This is a genomic window from Sphingobacterium sp. DR205, from assembly GCF_011064245.1.
Taxonomy (GTDB): Bacteria; Bacteroidota; Bacteroidia; order Sphingobacteriales; family Sphingobacteriaceae; genus Sphingobacterium; species Sphingobacterium athyrii.
In genome coordinates this window covers 6,709,742-6,725,221 of sequence record NZ_CP049333.1, presented here as the reverse complement: position 1 = coordinate 6,725,221, position 15,480 = coordinate 6,709,742, and the positions used below count along the sequence as shown (strand labels likewise).

Below are 15,480 nucleotides of genomic sequence, written 5' to 3'. Positions count from 1 at the left end.
GGTACTGCCAAACTGACATTTTCAATAGACAAGTTGCTCCAAGATCCGTTTTTTTGCTGACTCATTTTGCCGGTTGCGTGGCATATATCTGCCAAAGAGCGCCGAAAATTCCTCCAATTTCATCTGCTTTGATTTTTTGTCCCGCCAATCTGTGGGGACCAGATTATTGGTATAAGCGATATTTGTTGCCCAGTATTGGATGTGCATCTCTGGTATGACCAGCCCCAATATCATGCCCGGAAGACCATGGCTCAGGGCAGGACCTGCAGAGACCGGTATTTCCTCGGCATAGTAGGCGATCAGATAAAGGGAGTCTTTTGTAGCCCCATTTACCCTTCGGCAGTTGATGCCGGCGATATTGCGAAATTCCTCGGTAAAGCGCCAGGTGATGCTGTCCAAGGTTTCGGAAAGTAAATATTTCTCATCGATATTCAATTGAATGTCGGCTGTTCCGGCTTTTAAATCCTGGTAAAGTACTTTACCATTTTTATTGGCTCCGCCTCTGAGCATACCGCGTTGGTTTCCGCCTCCTCCGCCTCGTGCCCCCCCTTGATTTCTACCGCCTCTGCCATTTGCAGTAACATTTGGAGCCCGCATTTTGCCTTCTCCATTCTGCTTTTCGGTACTTGTGCTCTCTTCGGGCATAAGCACGGTAGCATTCTCATCAAAGTATAGGTTCATTCGATCCGTATGCGATTCCGGCATCTTATCGAGGTGCTCCATAAAACCCATGCCCCGATCCATCATTTTTGAGCTCATGTCATTGGACATTTGTCGCATGCGGGCTTTTGTATACGTCACCTTGTCAAAACTAATGGTCCCCCTATTGCCAAAATAGGCGTATTGTGCCTGGAGAGATAATCCGGTGAGACAGGATATAATAATGGCCAAATATGTTTTAATCATTGCTTTTTCCTAAATATTTATTAAAATCCCATTTGACACCAACTAAAAAATACTGTGTCAATACCTGTTGGGTGGATTCCGAGTAATTGGTATCACTGCCATTCCGACGTGTATTGTTAAATGTATTGAAGAGGTCAAAGGCTTTCAGGCTGACTGTCAGACTCTCATCCTTCAATACCTTTTTCTCCAGTTCCAGGTTGGTATAAAATTGATTAATAGATTTCTTGTACAGTTTAGTAGGCCCGGTATAGCTATAGTAAATGTTTGTCATGATGTTAAATTTCTTCGGTAGAAAATATTTGATATATCCCGAAGCCCCACCTTCAAAATTAGTTGCGTTATATTGTGTGTTTATAGAATTTTGTTGTGCATTGAGCCCTGCATTCACTGAGAGGTCAAAATCAAATCCTTCTGAATCTTGCTCATTTAAACTCGACCCGAGACCGAAAGAGGTGTTTTTTGAATTGTTCAGGAGAAACTCACCTTGGGATTGGCCGTTTTCAAATTTAGTGTAGCTATAACTATTGTTATATCTGATGTTTGCACTTTTATTGAAGTTAATGCGACGGTTGGCCAATGGTTGCATGTGATTGATGTTCAATCCGCCATTCCAGTTCGATTTGCCGGATAAATTTTCATAGCTACTGATCTGGGCCGAATTCTCCATAACTGTTGTCTTATTGACAATTGGGTTATTGACAAATGAGAAATTTCCGTTCACGTTAATGTTGGTTCCCTTTAATAAGCTGAAAGCATTATAATTTGCCGAGATGTTATTATTGACAGCCCGTTTGAGGTCCGGATTACCGATCTGTTGAAACAAAGGATTTGTTTGAGGTTGCAGTGGCTGTAACTGATCGAACGAAGGAATGATATTCGAGCTCTGGTAGGCCAGTCGGATATTTTTACTGTTTGAAATCCGGTAATTGGCATCAACGTTTAGATTGTTGTCCCAGAAATTCCTTGAAAGGTTTATATCCCGGTCACTATCGCTTAGCTTTTGATTTTTGTAAAATGTTCGGTTGGAGAAATTAACCTCAAATTTATCTTTCCGATAAGACAGATGAACATTGACTCCCTGGTTGGTATTATTGTCGATCTGATTTTTAGAGTATAATGGATCTACCTTATTCGTTAGACTATCTTTTGATTCCTGGAAGCTTGTGTTCTTTGACTGATTGAAGCTGTAGCCTAGCGCCAGATTCATGGCGTCATTGATTCGATTGTTGAAATTTAATGAGGTAGAAAAGTTATTACCATTATTGTTAATCCGTCGATTTTGGTTAATATCCGTCGTATCGCTGCTTTTATAAAGAATAGTCTTGGAATTTACCTTGCTGTAGGATTCAGATTCATTAAAGCTATTCCCGACCATTAGATTCAATGAGCTGCCGGCTTTGAGTCTTTTTCTATAATTCAGGCGAAAATTATTGCTTTGGCTCGAAGTATTTGATTCATTTTTTTCCTTGAAAGAGCTAACTGAATCTCTTGCAGCATCTGTGGTGAAACTTTCTGACTGACTAAAACTGAAATTATTCGACCAGTTTCCGTTGGCTTGAAGTTCTATATTTTGGGTTGAATCTAGTCGCATGGAGAGATTGGATCTGACACCATTGCTTCTTGCACTATTTTCGTTGTAATTTTTGCTGTTTCGTTCTAAAATCGAGTTGTCTGGGAGGATGTTCTTGTTGTAATCTTCCGACTGATTTTTGTTGCTGCTGTTATTGTAATTATAATTGGCATTTACCTTTAATGCTTTTTTGAGAAACTGATTTTCATAGTTCGCCCCCAAGGAGGTGTTTAGCGGTTGGCCCGTAATCTGGTTGTTCATCCGCAAAGAGCCTTCACGGCTATTGGAACTTCCCATGTTATTGTGATTGGCGGTGATGCCAATCCGTTCAGTTTGGTTGAATTTAGCTGCAAATAAGTTTCCGGCGTAGAGCTCTTTTGTTCCGCCTAAAACCTCCGTACTTCCAAAGATACCTTTTCTGGCCTTTTCTTTCAACACGACATTGACTGTCTGAATCCGAACACCGTCATCTATGCCTGAAAGTTCGGCCTCTTCTGATTTTTTCTCATACAATTGCACTTTGTCCACCGCATCGGCGCGGACATTCCGGATGGCAATTTTAGGGTCATAGCCAAAAAACTCTTCGCCATCAATAAAGACTTTCTGTACCGTTTTGCCCTGCGCTGTGATATTCCCGTCACCGGAGACCGTGAAACCTGGCAATCTTCGAAAAAGATCTTCGAGTTTTGCATTTTTCTCGGTTGCGAAACTTGCCGCATCATATTCTATTGTGTCCCCTTTAAGCGTTATGGGTAATCGACGTGTAATAATAACTTCCTCCAGTACATTTCTTTGCGAATTGATTTTAATGTCGCTGAGATCAATGTCCTTATCTTTGATGTCGATGGTGTCGCTATAAAGTTCAAATTTGGGATAAGTAGCCAGAATGATATAACTCCCGGGTTTAATGTTTTTGATCTGAAATTTCCCTTCTTCATTGGCTCTGTTAAAATAACGGAGCACGGAGTCCCTGTTCAATAGGATGACCGAGGCATTAGTTAAAGGCTTATTGTCAGCTTTATCTAAAATTTTCCCCTTGATACTCGTTTGGGAATAAGCGGTGCTGATTATGAAAAATAATAGAAATAATTGAATTAATCTTTTCATTTACTGGTTGTATCTGCCAAAGATAATTTAGTTAATTGTTAATAAGTGTGAAATCTCATCGGGGAATGTAAAATCTTTGGTATACAGAATTTTTGAGAAAGTTGGATCTAAAAATTACCTTTGCACAAAATTGATTTTATGACGTTTGAAAATTATTTGCAACAATTCAAAGATATATTGAATCATCCTGAAAATCACCCGACATATCAGGATGACGAATACTATCAGTACACCAAAATGAACTGGACAAGAATGGGGCGTTGGTTAAAACGTTTTGAGCCAAGCGAGGCGTTTCAGCGGTTTGTCAACACGATTTCGGAAAAACAACAATGGATCATTATTACCGAACCTTGGTGTGGCGATGCTGCGCATTCTGTACCAATGCTTGCTAAGATGGCTGCCCAAAATCCCAATATTACGGTCGATATCCAATTGCGCGACAGTGCACCCTTTTTGATAGATTCGTATCTAACCAATGGGGGGAAGTCTATCCCAATTTTGGTGATTCGAAATCAGGATGGCGTAGATTTGGCGGTCTGGGGTCCGCGACCAAAAGACTGTCAAGATCTATTCTTAAACTTAAAAGAGCAAGGAAAAGATTTCTCGGATATTAAAGAAGAGATTCAAAAATGGTACAATGCCGACAAAGGAACGGCGATCCAAAAAGAAATTCAGACGCTTTTACAAAAATAGAAGATAGGTGTCAATAAAAAGCGATACCGAAATACTTAGTCCAGGGAGAACCACATCTAATAGATGTGATTCTCCTTTTTTATTTTCCGTTGCCTTTCGCTTCCAGTAAGGCAACAATTTTATTAAATCCTTTTTTTCTTGCATGCTCAACTGGGGTTATACCTTCATGGTCGGCGATGTTTTTATCACTATTTGCGTCGAGTAATATTTGGACAATATCCACATATTTTTGACTGCCATCTCCAAGTATGATTGCTTCCAATAATCCAGTCCAACCCAATCTATTGATGTGGTCGACGGGAAAGCCTTTTGTATGGGCAAGTAACCTAACGGTTTCCACATGGCCGCGTTCACAGGCAGGAATAAGTGCAGTGCCGTTATACCGATTGAAGACCTTGAAGTCTGCACCATGATCAAGGTAAAGTTTAACCAGTTCGGTATACCCCGAAGCCCCAGCATATAGGAAGGAGCTATTTAAACTATTGTCCTGAAGGTTGACGTTTGCGCCATGCTCAAGAAGTAACTTTGCCATGGCAAGATCTTTCTTTTCTGTTGCAACTAATAATAACGGCTTGGAATCATTGCCTTTTTGGTTTGCATCGGCGCCAGCTTCCAATAGTTTTTTTGCTATAGTATGCTGTCCCTTGGAAACGGCTTCGACGATGTTGTCCTGAGTCATATTGTCTTGATTTGTATTGTCTATACTTTTACATTGTATCGGGAGTGTCGATATAGATATAATGGTGAGTAGAATTATCCTGATATATAATTTTTTCATCTGCTAGCTGTGTTAATGATCTTTTTTAGTCCGCTTAGATTCTTTACGTAATTTGACCTATTACAAATTTAATCACAAATCTGAGCTGTTGTTTTGTTAAATTTATATTGATTATTGTCAAATTTATACGTAAATAAGAGCATTGATGGTTGCGAATGAGTTAAATCAAACTAAGAAAATATGAATATTGAAGAGTTAAGAGATTATTGCCTTTCCATTGGTCCGGTGGCAGAGGAGACACCGTTTGGTCCAGATACCTTGGTATTTAAGGTGGGCGGCAAGATATTTTTATTGGTGGGGCTGGATCAGATCGACGGGTTACGATTCAATGTGAAATGTGATCCGGAGAAAGCCGTTGAACTCAGAGAACGGTATGATCAGACAGTACTACCCGGTTATCACATGAACAAAAAGCACTGGAACACTGTGATTGCAAATCAGGAATTGAATGACGGTGCATTGGAAGAACTTATTACACATAGCTATAATCTGATTGTTGAGAGCTTGCCTGCTAAAGTCAAACAGGAAATCAAAGACGCTTAACTGCCTGTTGCAGTGTAAAGAATTGGTTGCCTAGAAAGAAAAGGTGATTGAAATGTCTTTTTTTGGAGGTTAGATCGGTAGCTTTGTGCTCATTTCAATGCATTGTCAACAGCATTGGGAATATATTTACACTAATACTATTTTTTATGAAACAAAGACGAATTTACCCTTGGGTAATTTGTTTTATGCTACTTTTTAGTCTGGGGAGTTGCATAAAAGAGGAGGCTCTGAATATGGAAGCTGATATTGTTGGGGTTCGTGCAGAGGAAGATATTTTTCTATTAAATCCGGTAATTACGAATAATCAGGTAACTATTTACCTTCAGCCAGGTATTCACAACCTTGCAAAGTTGGATATGAAGTTTGATTTAACTCCGGGTGCTTCTATTGAACTATTGCAAGATTCTTTGGAAATGCCGGCTGGTGAAAAGGATGTTAATAAAGTCATAATAGATCAATTATTGAAGAGCGGAGTATATTACAAAGTTATTTCACAAGATAAGCAGTTTGCAAAGAATTACCTCATTAAACTTGTTAAAACAGATGGCGGTTTTGTCCCTACAGAATACGGATTTGAAGATGTTTCAATTGACAAAGATGAGAAATATATCATTTTCTTTAATAAAATAGATGGCCAGGACTTTTATAACTGGGGTTCGGGAAATCCAAGTTTCTCACTTACGTTGAGTTTTGGAGGTGGAGTGAAAGAGCCAGAATCCTATCCGACGAAGACCACTACAGATGCTCATTCTGGAGCGAAAGCAGCCTTATTAGAAACAAAACTCACCGGATCTTTTGGCGCAATGTTTAAAAAACCAATCGCAGCAGGGAATCTATTTATAGGATCATTCGATACAGGTCCCGTATTGACAGACCCACTGTCTGCAACGCAATTTGGTCTTCCTTTCAATCAGATTCCTTTGGCTTTAGAAGGGTATTATAAATATGCTCCGGGAGCGAATGTAACAGATGAAAATTTAAAACCTGTTAATATGAAGGATTCATGTGATATTTATGCGGTTTTCTATAATCGAAAAAAATTAATGGCCTCTGAACCAGATCCTAAAAAAAGAGTATCCTATTTGACAGGGCATAATATTTTGAATGACCCGAGCATCATTGCTATCGCCCGACTTGAAAATGGAGGAGCAACGGGAGATAATGGCTTTGTAAAGTTTGTTTTACCGTTTAAATACTCGGGTTCGGTAGTCGAATCTGATGTTACCAATTTGGATTACAGTATTGCTATAGTGATGTCGTCAAGTAAATATGGTGATAATTTTATCGGTGCTGTTGGTAGTAAGTTGATCGTGGATGATCTCAAAATTGTAACGAAGAAATAATGAAAATTAGCATATATATAGTTTTATTAGCCGTAATGGCTTCTATTCCAGTTTTTATTAAAGCTCAGGAAATAGATAGTAGGGATGGTAAATTAGATGTTCAGGTCATGTTGGGTACCAAGATCGGAGGAGCAGCTCCTTTATCCTTGCCGAGAGAAATTCGGAAGATTAAAAGTTACAGCCCCAACGTTCCATTTTTTGTGGGTGCTAAAGCGAATTATCATATTGATTCCAAATGGGGAGTTGCACTAGGCCTTACTTTTGAGGGCAAAGGAATGGATACTAAAGCGGCAGTAAAGGGATATAAAACAACCTTTAATGCCGTTAATGATTCAAAAGATGAATTGAGAGGGTATTACACAGGGGATATAACCACTAAAGTACATAATCTTTATCTTTCTGTACCTATTCAGGCAACCTACCAGCTTTCAAACCGTTGGAATGTCCAAGCTGGCCCATATATTTCTTTTGCTGTAAAAAAGGAGTTCTACGGAGAAGCTTATAATGGCTATCTACGGCATGAACAACCTACTGGTGACAAGATTATTGTCGACAATGCCGATTATGATTTTAAAGAAAGTGTACGTAATATTGATATTGGACTAAGCTTGGGCACTCAATATAAGGTCAATGGTAAATTTTTTGCACTTGCTCAACTTGACTATGGTTTCAATAATATTATGAAGACTGGTTTTGAAAGTATCAGTTTTGGATTACACAATATCTTTATGAACGTAGGAGTCGGTTATAGATTGAAATAATTTATTATAAAAAAAGCAGATCATCCGATCTGCTTTTTTTATAATAACATCCAGCATGAATGGATTTAGCTTGCCTTACATTTTCAAACCGATTTCTCTTAATCTTTCATCTAGATATTCACCTGCGGTATAGTCTTCATAGGCCTTTGGATGAGCTGCGTCAATGCAAGATTCCAATGAGGCCAAGCTCATCGAAGATTTTGGATGTAAAAAGAACGGAATGGAAAAGCGGGAAGTGCCCATTTTTTCACGAGGAGGATTAACAACGCGGTGAGTTGTTGATTTAAGTTTGTTGTTGGTCAAACGCTGCAACATGTCGCCTACGTTAATGACGATATCCTCTCCCTTTGCTTTGATCGGAAACCATTCGCCATCTTTTGTCAAAACTTCCAGTCCATCTGCGCTAGCACCGATTAATAGTGTAATCAGGTTGATATCTTCATGCGCACCTGCACGTACAGCGTCAGGAGCCAATGCATCAGGATCCGTAATTGGGAAATAATGGATCGCACGCAAGATAGAGTTGCCATTGATTACAAATTTCTCAAAATAATTTTCTTCAAGATCTAGGTAAGTCGCGATTGCTTTTAGTAATTCACGCCCTGTGTCTTCTAGTTTTTTATAAACTTCAGCTGTTACGCCATTAAAACGAGGTATTTCTTCCACTTGTGGATTGTCTGGGAAGTCCGCTTTTGAATACTCTTCACCAACGATCGTCTGACCACGTTGCCAGAATTCTTTTAGATCTGGAGTTTTTGCATCTTTCGCTTTTTCTCTTCCCTTAGCCGTGTATCCACGTTGGCCTGCAAGCTCAGGAAATTCATACTTTTCTTTTATCTCTGTTGGTAAACCAAAGAATTCCGGAACGACCTGATATAATTCCTCAATTAATTCTTTTGATAAACCATGATTTGCAATCGTTACAAAGCCCGTTTCGTTAAAAGCCTTGCCAATATCTTGAATAAATTGATTTCGTTGTTCTTGGGTTCCTTGTGTATAATGCAACAAGTCCAAGCGTGGTATGTTTACTAAAGCCATACGGTGTCGATATTTGTTTAGGACAAATTTAACGCAATTAATTTTGAATATTGCACATTGGCTGTTAATAAAAGTTTTGCGTTTTACTTTATTTAACTGGATTTCAGTTGTTAAAAGTTTTCCACATTTCGATTTTGGTCATAAAAAAGCAAGAAAAGTGATTCTAGAAAGATGAGGACAGGGAATTAACAAAATTTGCATTTTCAAGTTTGTTATTCTAATTCTTAACTATTATATTTGTTATGCAAGCATAATAATAAAATCGCTTGTGAATACGCTATGAACCAAAATCAGACAATCGACTATTTTTTAAAAACAGGTTGGCAGACAATCGCCAATAAATATAATCAAATTGCTTCACAGTATGGTTTTACCCAAGCAGCGGGTTATATTTTAATCAATATCCATAAAGAGGGTACGCCTGTTTCTCAGATTGCGAATTTGACCGGGGTCAAAACAACTAGTTTGTCCCGGGTGTTGAATAATTTAGAGTCCTTGGGATTTATCTACCGAGAGACCAGTACAACGGATAAACGCTCTGTCAAAGTATACCTGACAGAGTTAGGGCGCGAGAAGAGAAGGATTGCGAAAGATGTGGTGCGCAATTTTAACCAGTATCTCGCTGAGAATTTTTCGGAAAATGAACGTGATCAATTAATTGCTTCTCTGGCTAAGCTCAATGAGTTGGCAACCAATTATAAGGAAGAAGTAATTGTGTAGAAGTTAAACCAAATGTACGGATGTGCATGATAAATATGTTATGATGAACAGAAATATTAGAAAAGTGGCAGTTCTCGGTTCGGGTGTTATGGGCTCGCGAATTGCTTGTCATTTTGCTAACATTGGTGTCGAAGTCCTGTTGCTGGATATTGTTCCCCGTGAACTGCTGCCTGCAGAACAAGCAAAAGGTCTAACGTTGGAGAGTAAGACCGTTCGGGATCGAATTGTCAATACTTCGTTAGAAACAGCTTTAAAGACAAATCCTTCACCAATTTACAGCAAATCATTTGTAAAACGTATCAAAACAGGCAATTTTGAGGATAACCTCAAAGATATTGCTCAGGCCGACTGGATTATTGAGGTTGTTGTAGAACGCTTAGATATTAAGAAGTCTGTTTTTGATCGTGTCGAACAGTTCCGTAAACCGGGTACATTGATTACTTCCAATACTTCTGGTATTCCTATTCATCTCATGACTGAGGGGCGTAGTGAAGACTTTAAAGATCATTTCTGTGGCACACACTTTTTCAACCCACCACGTTATCTACCTTTGTTGGAAATAATTCCTACACCGCACACAAAGCCAGAAGTTGTTGATTTTGTCCTTCATTTCGGAGATAAGATGTTGGGTAAAACGGTTGTTCTTTGTAAGGATACACCCGCATTTATCGGTAACCGGATCGGTGTTTATTCGATGCTTGCTGTGACTCATCTGGTAGAACCTTTAGGCCTGACAGTTGAGGAAGTGGATAAATATACGGGTCCGGCAATGGGGCATCCAAAATCGGCTACTTTCCGTACCGCGGATGTTGTCGGTCTCGATACCTTGGTTAATGTTGCTAACGGTCTGGCGCAGAATGCGCCTGATGACGAGGCAAAAGGTGTCTTCCAGCTTCCGGCCTTTATCGGTAAGATGGTTGAAAACAAGTGGCTCGGGGAAAAGACAAAAAAGGGATTTTATGAAAAGGTAAAAGCTGCTGATGGTAATTCTGAAATTCTTTCGCTTGATCTTAAAACACTCACATTTGGTTCCCAGCAAAAAGTTAAGTCTTCAACTTTAGAGGCGACCAAGCCAGTTGAAGATATCCGTAAACGGATGAAAGTCTATGAACAAGGAACAGACAAGGCAGCGGAGCTCTTCCGTGCTATGCATTATCCTTTATTTGAATATGTTTCACGCCGTGTTCCTGAAATCACAGATGATTTCTTCCGTATAGATGATGCCATGCGCGCTGGATTTGGCTGGGAATTGGGGCCATTTGAAGTCTGGGATGCTTTGGGGGTTCGCGAGACATTGGCTAAGATCAAGGCCGAAGAGAAGCGTTTGCCCGGTCAAGATGGCGAAGTGGCATCCTGGGTGCATGAAATGTTGGATTCAGGACATGAATCTTTCTATAAAATAGAAAATGGTGTTCGCTATTACTATGATATCGCATCCAAATCCTATAAACCTATTCCTGGAACCGAAGATTTAATTGTATTGGATCATATCCGTGAAAGCAAAACCATCTGGAAAAATACAGGTGTTTCTATTATTGATCTCGGTGATGGAATCATCAATTGCGAGTTCCATACCAAGATGAATACGATCGGTGGTGATGTGATTCAGGGATTGAATAAAGCGATAGATCTTGCTGAAAAAGAATACCGAGGATTAGTTGTTTCCAATGATGGGAAGAATTTTTCTGCAGGAGCGAATATCGGCATGATATTCATGATGGCCGTAGAACAGGATTTTGATGAACTAAATATGGCTGTTCGAGCCTTTCAAAATACATCCATGCGCTTGCGTTATTCATCGATTCCAGTTGTCGTAGCACCGTTTCAGATGACCTTAGGCGGTGGCTGTGAATTTTCAATGCATGCAGATTTTGTGCAGGCTCATGCCGAAACCTACATGGGCTTAGTGGAACTGGGCGTAGGTGTTATCCCAGGTGGTGGCGGAACTAAGGAATTTGCATTGCGTGCTTCCGAAGAATTTAAAGATGACCAGATCGTTCAGAATACATTAAAAGATAAATTCCTGACCATTGGTCAGGCGAAAGTATCAACCTCGGCTTATGAGGCCTACGAATTGGGCTACTTGCAGAAAGATAAATTTGCCATCACGATGAACCGTGCCCGCCTACTTGCCGATGCAAAGGCAAAAGCATTGGAGCTGGCCGATGAAGGATATGTGCAACCGGCACCACGCAACGATATAAAAGTGTTGGGCAATCAAGGTTTAGGTATCGTATATGTAGGTGCATCTTCGATGCGTGAAGGAAATTATATCTCGGACTATGACCGAAAGATCTCGGAAAAATTGGGTTGGGTGATGTGTGGTGGCAATCTGTCATCGCCAACGGAAGTATCTGAACAATATTTGTTGGATCTTGAGCGCAAAACATTCCTCGAACTCTGTGCTGAACGTAAAACACTTGAAAGAATTCAGTATATGTTGACAAAAGGAAAACCTTTACGGAATTAGATTGTAGATGTGAGCTATTAGATTTGAGATAAGAGATTATGCATGCTTTAAAAGAATTGAAAGTTTGGCAAAGAGCAATAGAATTATCCACAGCGGTATATACAGCTGTTGTAGATTTTCCAATGGATGAAAAATATGGGCTTACATCTCAAATTAAACGTTCGGTTGTGTCTATTGCATCTAATATTGCTGAAGGAGCAGGGAGAAATACGAAAAATGAATTTGTTCATTTTCTCGGTATCGCAAATGGATCTTCTTTCGAGTTGCAGACTCAGCTAATTATAGCTCATAACCTGAATTTAATAGATAAGGATAAAGTAGAACAATTGTGTTCTCATATAGATGAGATTCAAAAGATGATTTTTGGATTTCTTAAAAATTTAAAAACTAATATGTGACATTGGAATATCTCAAATCTCATATCTCCGATCTCACATCTTAATACTCAAATAATGGAAGCATACATAGTAGCAGGATTTCGTACAGCAGTAGGTAAAGCGCCTCGAGGAGGGTTTCGCTTTATGCGGGCTGATGATTTAGCATCAGATGTAATTAAACATCTCGTGTCCACTGTGCCGAATTTAAATAAAGAAGATATAGATGATGTCATTGTGGGTAATGCGATGCCTGAGGCGGAGCAGGGGCTTAATATGGCACGTTTTATTTCCCTAATGGGTTTAGATACCGATAAAGTGCCTGGCGTTACCGTTAATAGGTATTGCGCATCTGGATTGGAAACGATCGCCACGGCGGTTGCAAAGATCAAAACCGGTATGGCTGATGTCATTATCGCCGGTGGAGTTGAAGTGATGTCCGGAATGCCTTTCGGAGGCTGGAAAATTGTTCCCAACCCTGTCGTTGCCAAAGAGCATCCCGATTGGTATTGGGGTATGGGGCTCACAGCGGAGGCTGTAGCGAAAGATTATAATGTCTCCCGTGAAGATCAAGATGCCTTTGCACTGAAGTCTAATCAAAAGGCTGTTGCCGCTATTAAAAATGGTCATCTTAAAGATGGTATTGTGCCGATTACAGTCAAAGAGAACTATCTGAAGGACGGTAAGATAGCGACTCGTGAATATGTTGTAGATACCGATGAAGGGCCTCGTGCAGATACCTCCCTGGAAGCTCTGGGTAAGTTGAAGCCTGTATTTGCGGCCAATGGTTCGGTGACAGCAGGAAACTCCTCACAGACATCGGATGGCGCAGCATTTGTGCTGGTGATGTCAGAGGCTAAAGTGAAGGAACTGGGTGTTAAGCCCATTGCCAAGCTGGTCAGTTTTGCTGTTGCAGGCGTACCGCCACGAATTATGGGAATAGGGCCCATCTATGCAATACCTAAAGCTTTGGAACGGGCTGGGCTTAAAAAAGAAGATATCGATTTGTTCGAATTGAATGAAGCTTTTGCTTCACAGTCTTTGGCCGTTATTCGTGAACTGGAACTTGATGAAGAAAAGGTCAATGTCAATGGTGGAGCGATAGCATTGGGGCATCCGCTAGGCTGTACAGGAGCGAAGCTGACCGTGCAGGTTTTGCATGAATTGAAACGTCGTGGCAAAAAATATGGTATGGTGACGATGTGTGTGGGAACTGGTCAAGGAGCGGCCGGTATCTTTGAACTATTAGACTAAGTTCGGACACTAAAAATAACAGTATAAACCATTTTATTTGCTAATCTCATAGCAGATAAAAATATTCAAAATATTGTGTAAACCTGGGTGGTCAAAAGACTACTCAAGGGTTGCACCTCAAATCTAAAAAACAATGAGCGAAAATAAAGCAATCAAAGGCGGTGAGTTCGTTATTAGAGAGACTCCCTATACAGCTATTTTTATCCCGGAAGAGTTTGATGAAGAAGCAAAGATGATTCGTCAGACCTGTTTAGACTTTTTAGAGACAGAAGTATTAAATAAACTTGATCGTATTGACGCACAGGAAGAAGGATTGATGCCAAGCCTAATGGATAAAGCTGGTGAGTTAGGTATGCTGGGGGTGTCGATTCCAGAAGAGTATGGTGGCTTTGGCAAAAACTTCAATACGTCGATGCTCGTAGCAGAGGCAGTAGGAGGAGGTTTCTCTTTTGCCGTCGCTTTGTCTGCACATACAGGTATTGGTACCTTGCCAATTCTTTATTATGGTAATGCGGAGCAGAAAACGAAGTATATTCCTAAACTCGCAACTGGCGAATGGAAGGCTTCCTACTGTTTGACAGAACCAAATGCCGGATCAGATGCCAATTCCGGCCGCACCTCCGCAAAACTAAATGCTGAAGGAACTCATTATCTGATCAATGGTCAGAAAATGTGGATTACCAACGGTGGATTTGCAGATATCTTTATTGTATTTGCAAAAATCGATGATGATAAAAACCTGACCGCATTTATTGTTGAAAAAGATTTTGGCGGAATCACCATGAACCCCGAAGAGCATAAATTGGGGATCAAAGGCTCTTCCACGCGTCAGATCTTCTTTAATGATTGCCCTGTGCCTGTTGAAAACATGCTATCCGAGCGGGAGAACGGATTTAAGATTGCCGTAAATATTCTGAATATCGGACGGATCAAGTTGGGGGCTGCGACAAATGGTTCAGCTCGTATGGTGATCAATCATGCTGTTCAATATGCCAATGAACGTGTGCAATTTAACTTGCCGATTTCTAAATTTGGTGCTATTCGATACAAATTGGCAGAGATGGCAACACGTTTGTTTGCTGTGGAATCCGCATCCTATCGCGCCGGTCAAAATATTGATGATGCCTATGACGCATTGATCGCAGGCGGTATGGATGAGGCGAAAGCCAAATTGAAATCCGTGGAACAATTTGCAATTGAGTGTGCCATTATAAAAGTATGGTGTTCCGAGATGCTGGATTATGTGGTGGATGAAGGAGTACAGATCTATGGCGGGATGGGCTATTCAGCCGATGCGCCGATGGAGCGTGCTTATCGCGATTCACGTATCAACAGGATCTTCGAGGGTACCAATGAGGTGAATAGACTGCTTGTTGTTGATATGTTATTAAAACGAGCCATGAAAGGTGAACTGGATCTGATGGGGCCAGCACAGGCCGTGGCAAGTGAACTGCTGGCTATTCCTGATTTCGGGGAAGAAGATGATGCCCCATTCGCGGCGGAGAAGAAAATTATCGCCAACCTCAAAAAAGCAGGTCTGCTCATTGCTGGCGCTGCGGTTCAGAAGCTGATGATGTCACTTTCGAAAGAAGAAGAGATCCTGATGAATATCGCAGATATTATCGGTTACGTATACATTGCAGAATCCGTTCTGTTGCGCGCAGAAAAGCTTGTGCATACCGGTTCTGAAAAGGCCGAGTACGCGACAGATATGGCAAAGATCTATTTGTATGGTGCGATTGACAAAATTAATGCTGCAGGTAAGGAAGCTTTGTATTCCTTTGGCGAAGGCGATGAACTGAATATGATGCTTGTTGGATTACGCAGGTTCACAAAAGCGCAGCCATTCAACATCAAAGATGCACGTCAGCGGATTGCAAAAAAATTAATAGAAGAAAATAAATATTGTTTTTGATTGATAAT

13 protein-coding genes are annotated in these 15,480 nt (G+C 40.4%); 9 read left to right on the top strand and 4 right to left on the bottom strand.

The features are described 5' to 3' along the window. Positions 1-21: 21 nt before the first annotated feature. Entirely contained in the window at positions 22-906 is an 885-nt protein-coding gene (locus G6053_RS28315) for a GLPGLI family protein (RefSeq protein ID WP_165309266.1), read from the bottom strand. Next, positions 899-3,583 carry a TonB-dependent receptor gene (locus G6053_RS28310; protein WP_165309265.1) on the bottom strand — a complete coding sequence of 895 codons (2,685 nt, stop codon included), beginning with the start codon at positions 3,581-3,583 and terminating at the stop codon, positions 899-901. Before G6053_RS28310 ends, G6053_RS28315 begins: the two co-directional genes overlap by 8 nt. 138 nt (positions 3,584-3,721) lie before the next feature. Here G6053_RS28310 and G6053_RS28305 point away from each other — a divergent pair, with 138 nt between their 5' ends. Beyond that, the gene (locus G6053_RS28305) at positions 3,722-4,276 is read left to right on the top strand and encodes a thioredoxin family protein (RefSeq protein WP_165309264.1); all 555 of its coding nucleotides are present in this window, start codon (positions 3,722-3,724) and stop codon (positions 4,274-4,276) included. A gap of 79 nt (positions 4,277-4,355) precedes the next feature. Here the strand turns inward: G6053_RS28305 and G6053_RS28300 are convergent, their stop codons facing one another. Continuing rightward, on the bottom strand, positions 4,356-5,054 hold the full coding sequence (locus G6053_RS28300; RefSeq protein ID WP_165309263.1) for an ankyrin repeat domain-containing protein: 699 nt from the start codon (positions 5,052-5,054) through the stop codon (positions 4,356-4,358). Between the two features lie 180 nt (positions 5,055-5,234). On the opposite strand from G6053_RS28300, the gene G6053_RS28295 reads away from it, so the two are divergent. The 3 genes from G6053_RS28295 to G6053_RS28285 all read left to right on the top strand — a co-directional run bounded on the left by G6053_RS28295 (position 5,235) and on the right by G6053_RS28285 (position 7,701). Then, complete coding sequence (locus tag G6053_RS28295; protein WP_108634808.1) at positions 5,235-5,597, top strand: MmcQ/YjbR family DNA-binding protein; 363 nt, start codon at positions 5,235-5,237, stop codon at positions 5,595-5,597. Positions 5,598-5,743: 146 nt separating this feature from the next. Continuing rightward, the gene (locus G6053_RS28290) at positions 5,744-6,940 is read left to right on the top strand and encodes a PCMD domain-containing protein (RefSeq protein WP_241254875.1); all 1,197 of its coding nucleotides are present in this window, start codon (positions 5,744-5,746) and stop codon (positions 6,938-6,940) included. Next, positions 6,940-7,701 (top strand): porin family protein, encoded by a 762-nt coding sequence (locus G6053_RS28285; protein WP_165309262.1) that lies wholly within the window; start codon positions 6,940-6,942, stop codon positions 7,699-7,701. Before G6053_RS28290 ends, G6053_RS28285 begins: the two co-directional genes overlap by 1 nt. A gap of 75 nt (positions 7,702-7,776) precedes the next feature. On the opposite strand, the gene G6053_RS28280 is transcribed toward G6053_RS28285, so the two are convergent. Next, on the bottom strand, positions 7,777-8,739 hold the full coding sequence (locus G6053_RS28280; protein WP_108634811.1) for a 2-oxoglutarate and iron-dependent oxygenase domain-containing protein: 963 nt from the start codon (positions 8,737-8,739) through the stop codon (positions 7,777-7,779). 279 nt (positions 8,740-9,018) lie between these two features. On the opposite strand from G6053_RS28280, the gene G6053_RS28275 reads away from it, so the two are divergent. The 5 genes from G6053_RS28275 to G6053_RS28255 all read left to right on the top strand — a co-directional run bounded on the left by G6053_RS28275 (position 9,019) and on the right by G6053_RS28255 (position 15,472). After that, a complete protein-coding gene (locus tag G6053_RS28275; protein WP_108634812.1) occupies positions 9,019-9,459 on the top strand; it encodes a MarR family transcriptional regulator in 441 nt (146 codons plus the stop codon). Positions 9,460-9,499: 40 nt separating this feature from the next. After that, positions 9,500-11,929: a 3-hydroxyacyl-CoA dehydrogenase/enoyl-CoA hydratase family protein gene (locus G6053_RS28270; protein WP_108635110.1), complete on the top strand. Its 2,430-nt coding sequence runs from the start codon at positions 9,500-9,502 to the stop codon at positions 11,927-11,929. A 38-nt stretch (positions 11,930-11,967) separates the two neighbouring features. Beyond that, positions 11,968-12,327 carry a four helix bundle protein gene (locus tag G6053_RS28265; protein ID WP_108634813.1) on the top strand — a complete coding sequence of 120 codons (360 nt, stop codon included), beginning with the start codon at positions 11,968-11,970 and terminating at the stop codon, positions 12,325-12,327. A 54-nt stretch (positions 12,328-12,381) separates the two neighbouring features. Continuing rightward, entirely contained in the window at positions 12,382-13,557 is a 1,176-nt protein-coding gene (locus G6053_RS28260) for an acetyl-CoA C-acyltransferase (protein WP_108634814.1), read from the top strand. A 133-nt stretch (positions 13,558-13,690) separates the two neighbouring features. Further along, positions 13,691-15,472 (top strand): acyl-CoA dehydrogenase family protein, encoded by a 1,782-nt coding sequence (locus tag G6053_RS28255; protein ID WP_108634815.1) that lies wholly within the window; start codon positions 13,691-13,693, stop codon positions 15,470-15,472. Positions 15,473-15,480: the final 8 nt, after the last annotated feature.

Excerpts from the sequence above, each read along its gene's own strand:
- G6053_RS28300 (WP_165309263.1), bottom strand. The coding sequence starts at position 5,054 with ATGAAAAAATTATATATCAGGATAATTCTACTCACCATTATATCTATA.
- G6053_RS28290 (WP_241254875.1), top strand. The coding sequence starts at position 5,744 with ATGAAACAAAGACGAATTTACCCTTGGGTAATTTGTTTTATGCTACTT.
- G6053_RS28270 (WP_108635110.1), top strand. The coding sequence starts at position 9,500 with ATGATGAACAGAAATATTAGAAAAGTGGCAGTTCTCGGTTCGGGTGTT.
- G6053_RS28315 (WP_165309266.1), bottom strand. The coding sequence starts at position 906 with ATGATTAAAACATATTTGGCCATTATTATATCCTGTCTCACCGGATTA.
- G6053_RS28280 (WP_108634811.1), bottom strand. The coding sequence starts at position 8,739 with ATGGCTTTAGTAAACATACCACGCTTGGACTTGTTGCATTATACACAA.
- G6053_RS28305 (WP_165309264.1), top strand. The coding sequence starts at position 3,722 with ATGACGTTTGAAAATTATTTGCAACAATTCAAAGATATATTGAATCAT.
- G6053_RS28310 (WP_165309265.1), bottom strand. The coding sequence starts at position 3,583 with ATGAAAAGATTAATTCAATTATTTCTATTATTTTTCATAATCAGCACC.
- G6053_RS28265 (WP_108634813.1), top strand. The coding sequence starts at position 11,968 with ATGCATGCTTTAAAAGAATTGAAAGTTTGGCAAAGAGCAATAGAATTA.
- G6053_RS28275 (WP_108634812.1), top strand. The coding sequence starts at position 9,019 with ATGAACCAAAATCAGACAATCGACTATTTTTTAAAAACAGGTTGGCAG.
- G6053_RS28255 (WP_108634815.1), top strand. The coding sequence starts at position 13,691 with ATGAGCGAAAATAAAGCAATCAAAGGCGGTGAGTTCGTTATTAGAGAG.
- G6053_RS28260 (WP_108634814.1), top strand. The coding sequence starts at position 12,382 with ATGGAAGCATACATAGTAGCAGGATTTCGTACAGCAGTAGGTAAAGCG.
- G6053_RS28285 (WP_165309262.1), top strand. The coding sequence starts at position 6,940 with ATGAAAATTAGCATATATATAGTTTTATTAGCCGTAATGGCTTCTATT.
- G6053_RS28295 (WP_108634808.1), top strand. The coding sequence starts at position 5,235 with ATGAATATTGAAGAGTTAAGAGATTATTGCCTTTCCATTGGTCCGGTG.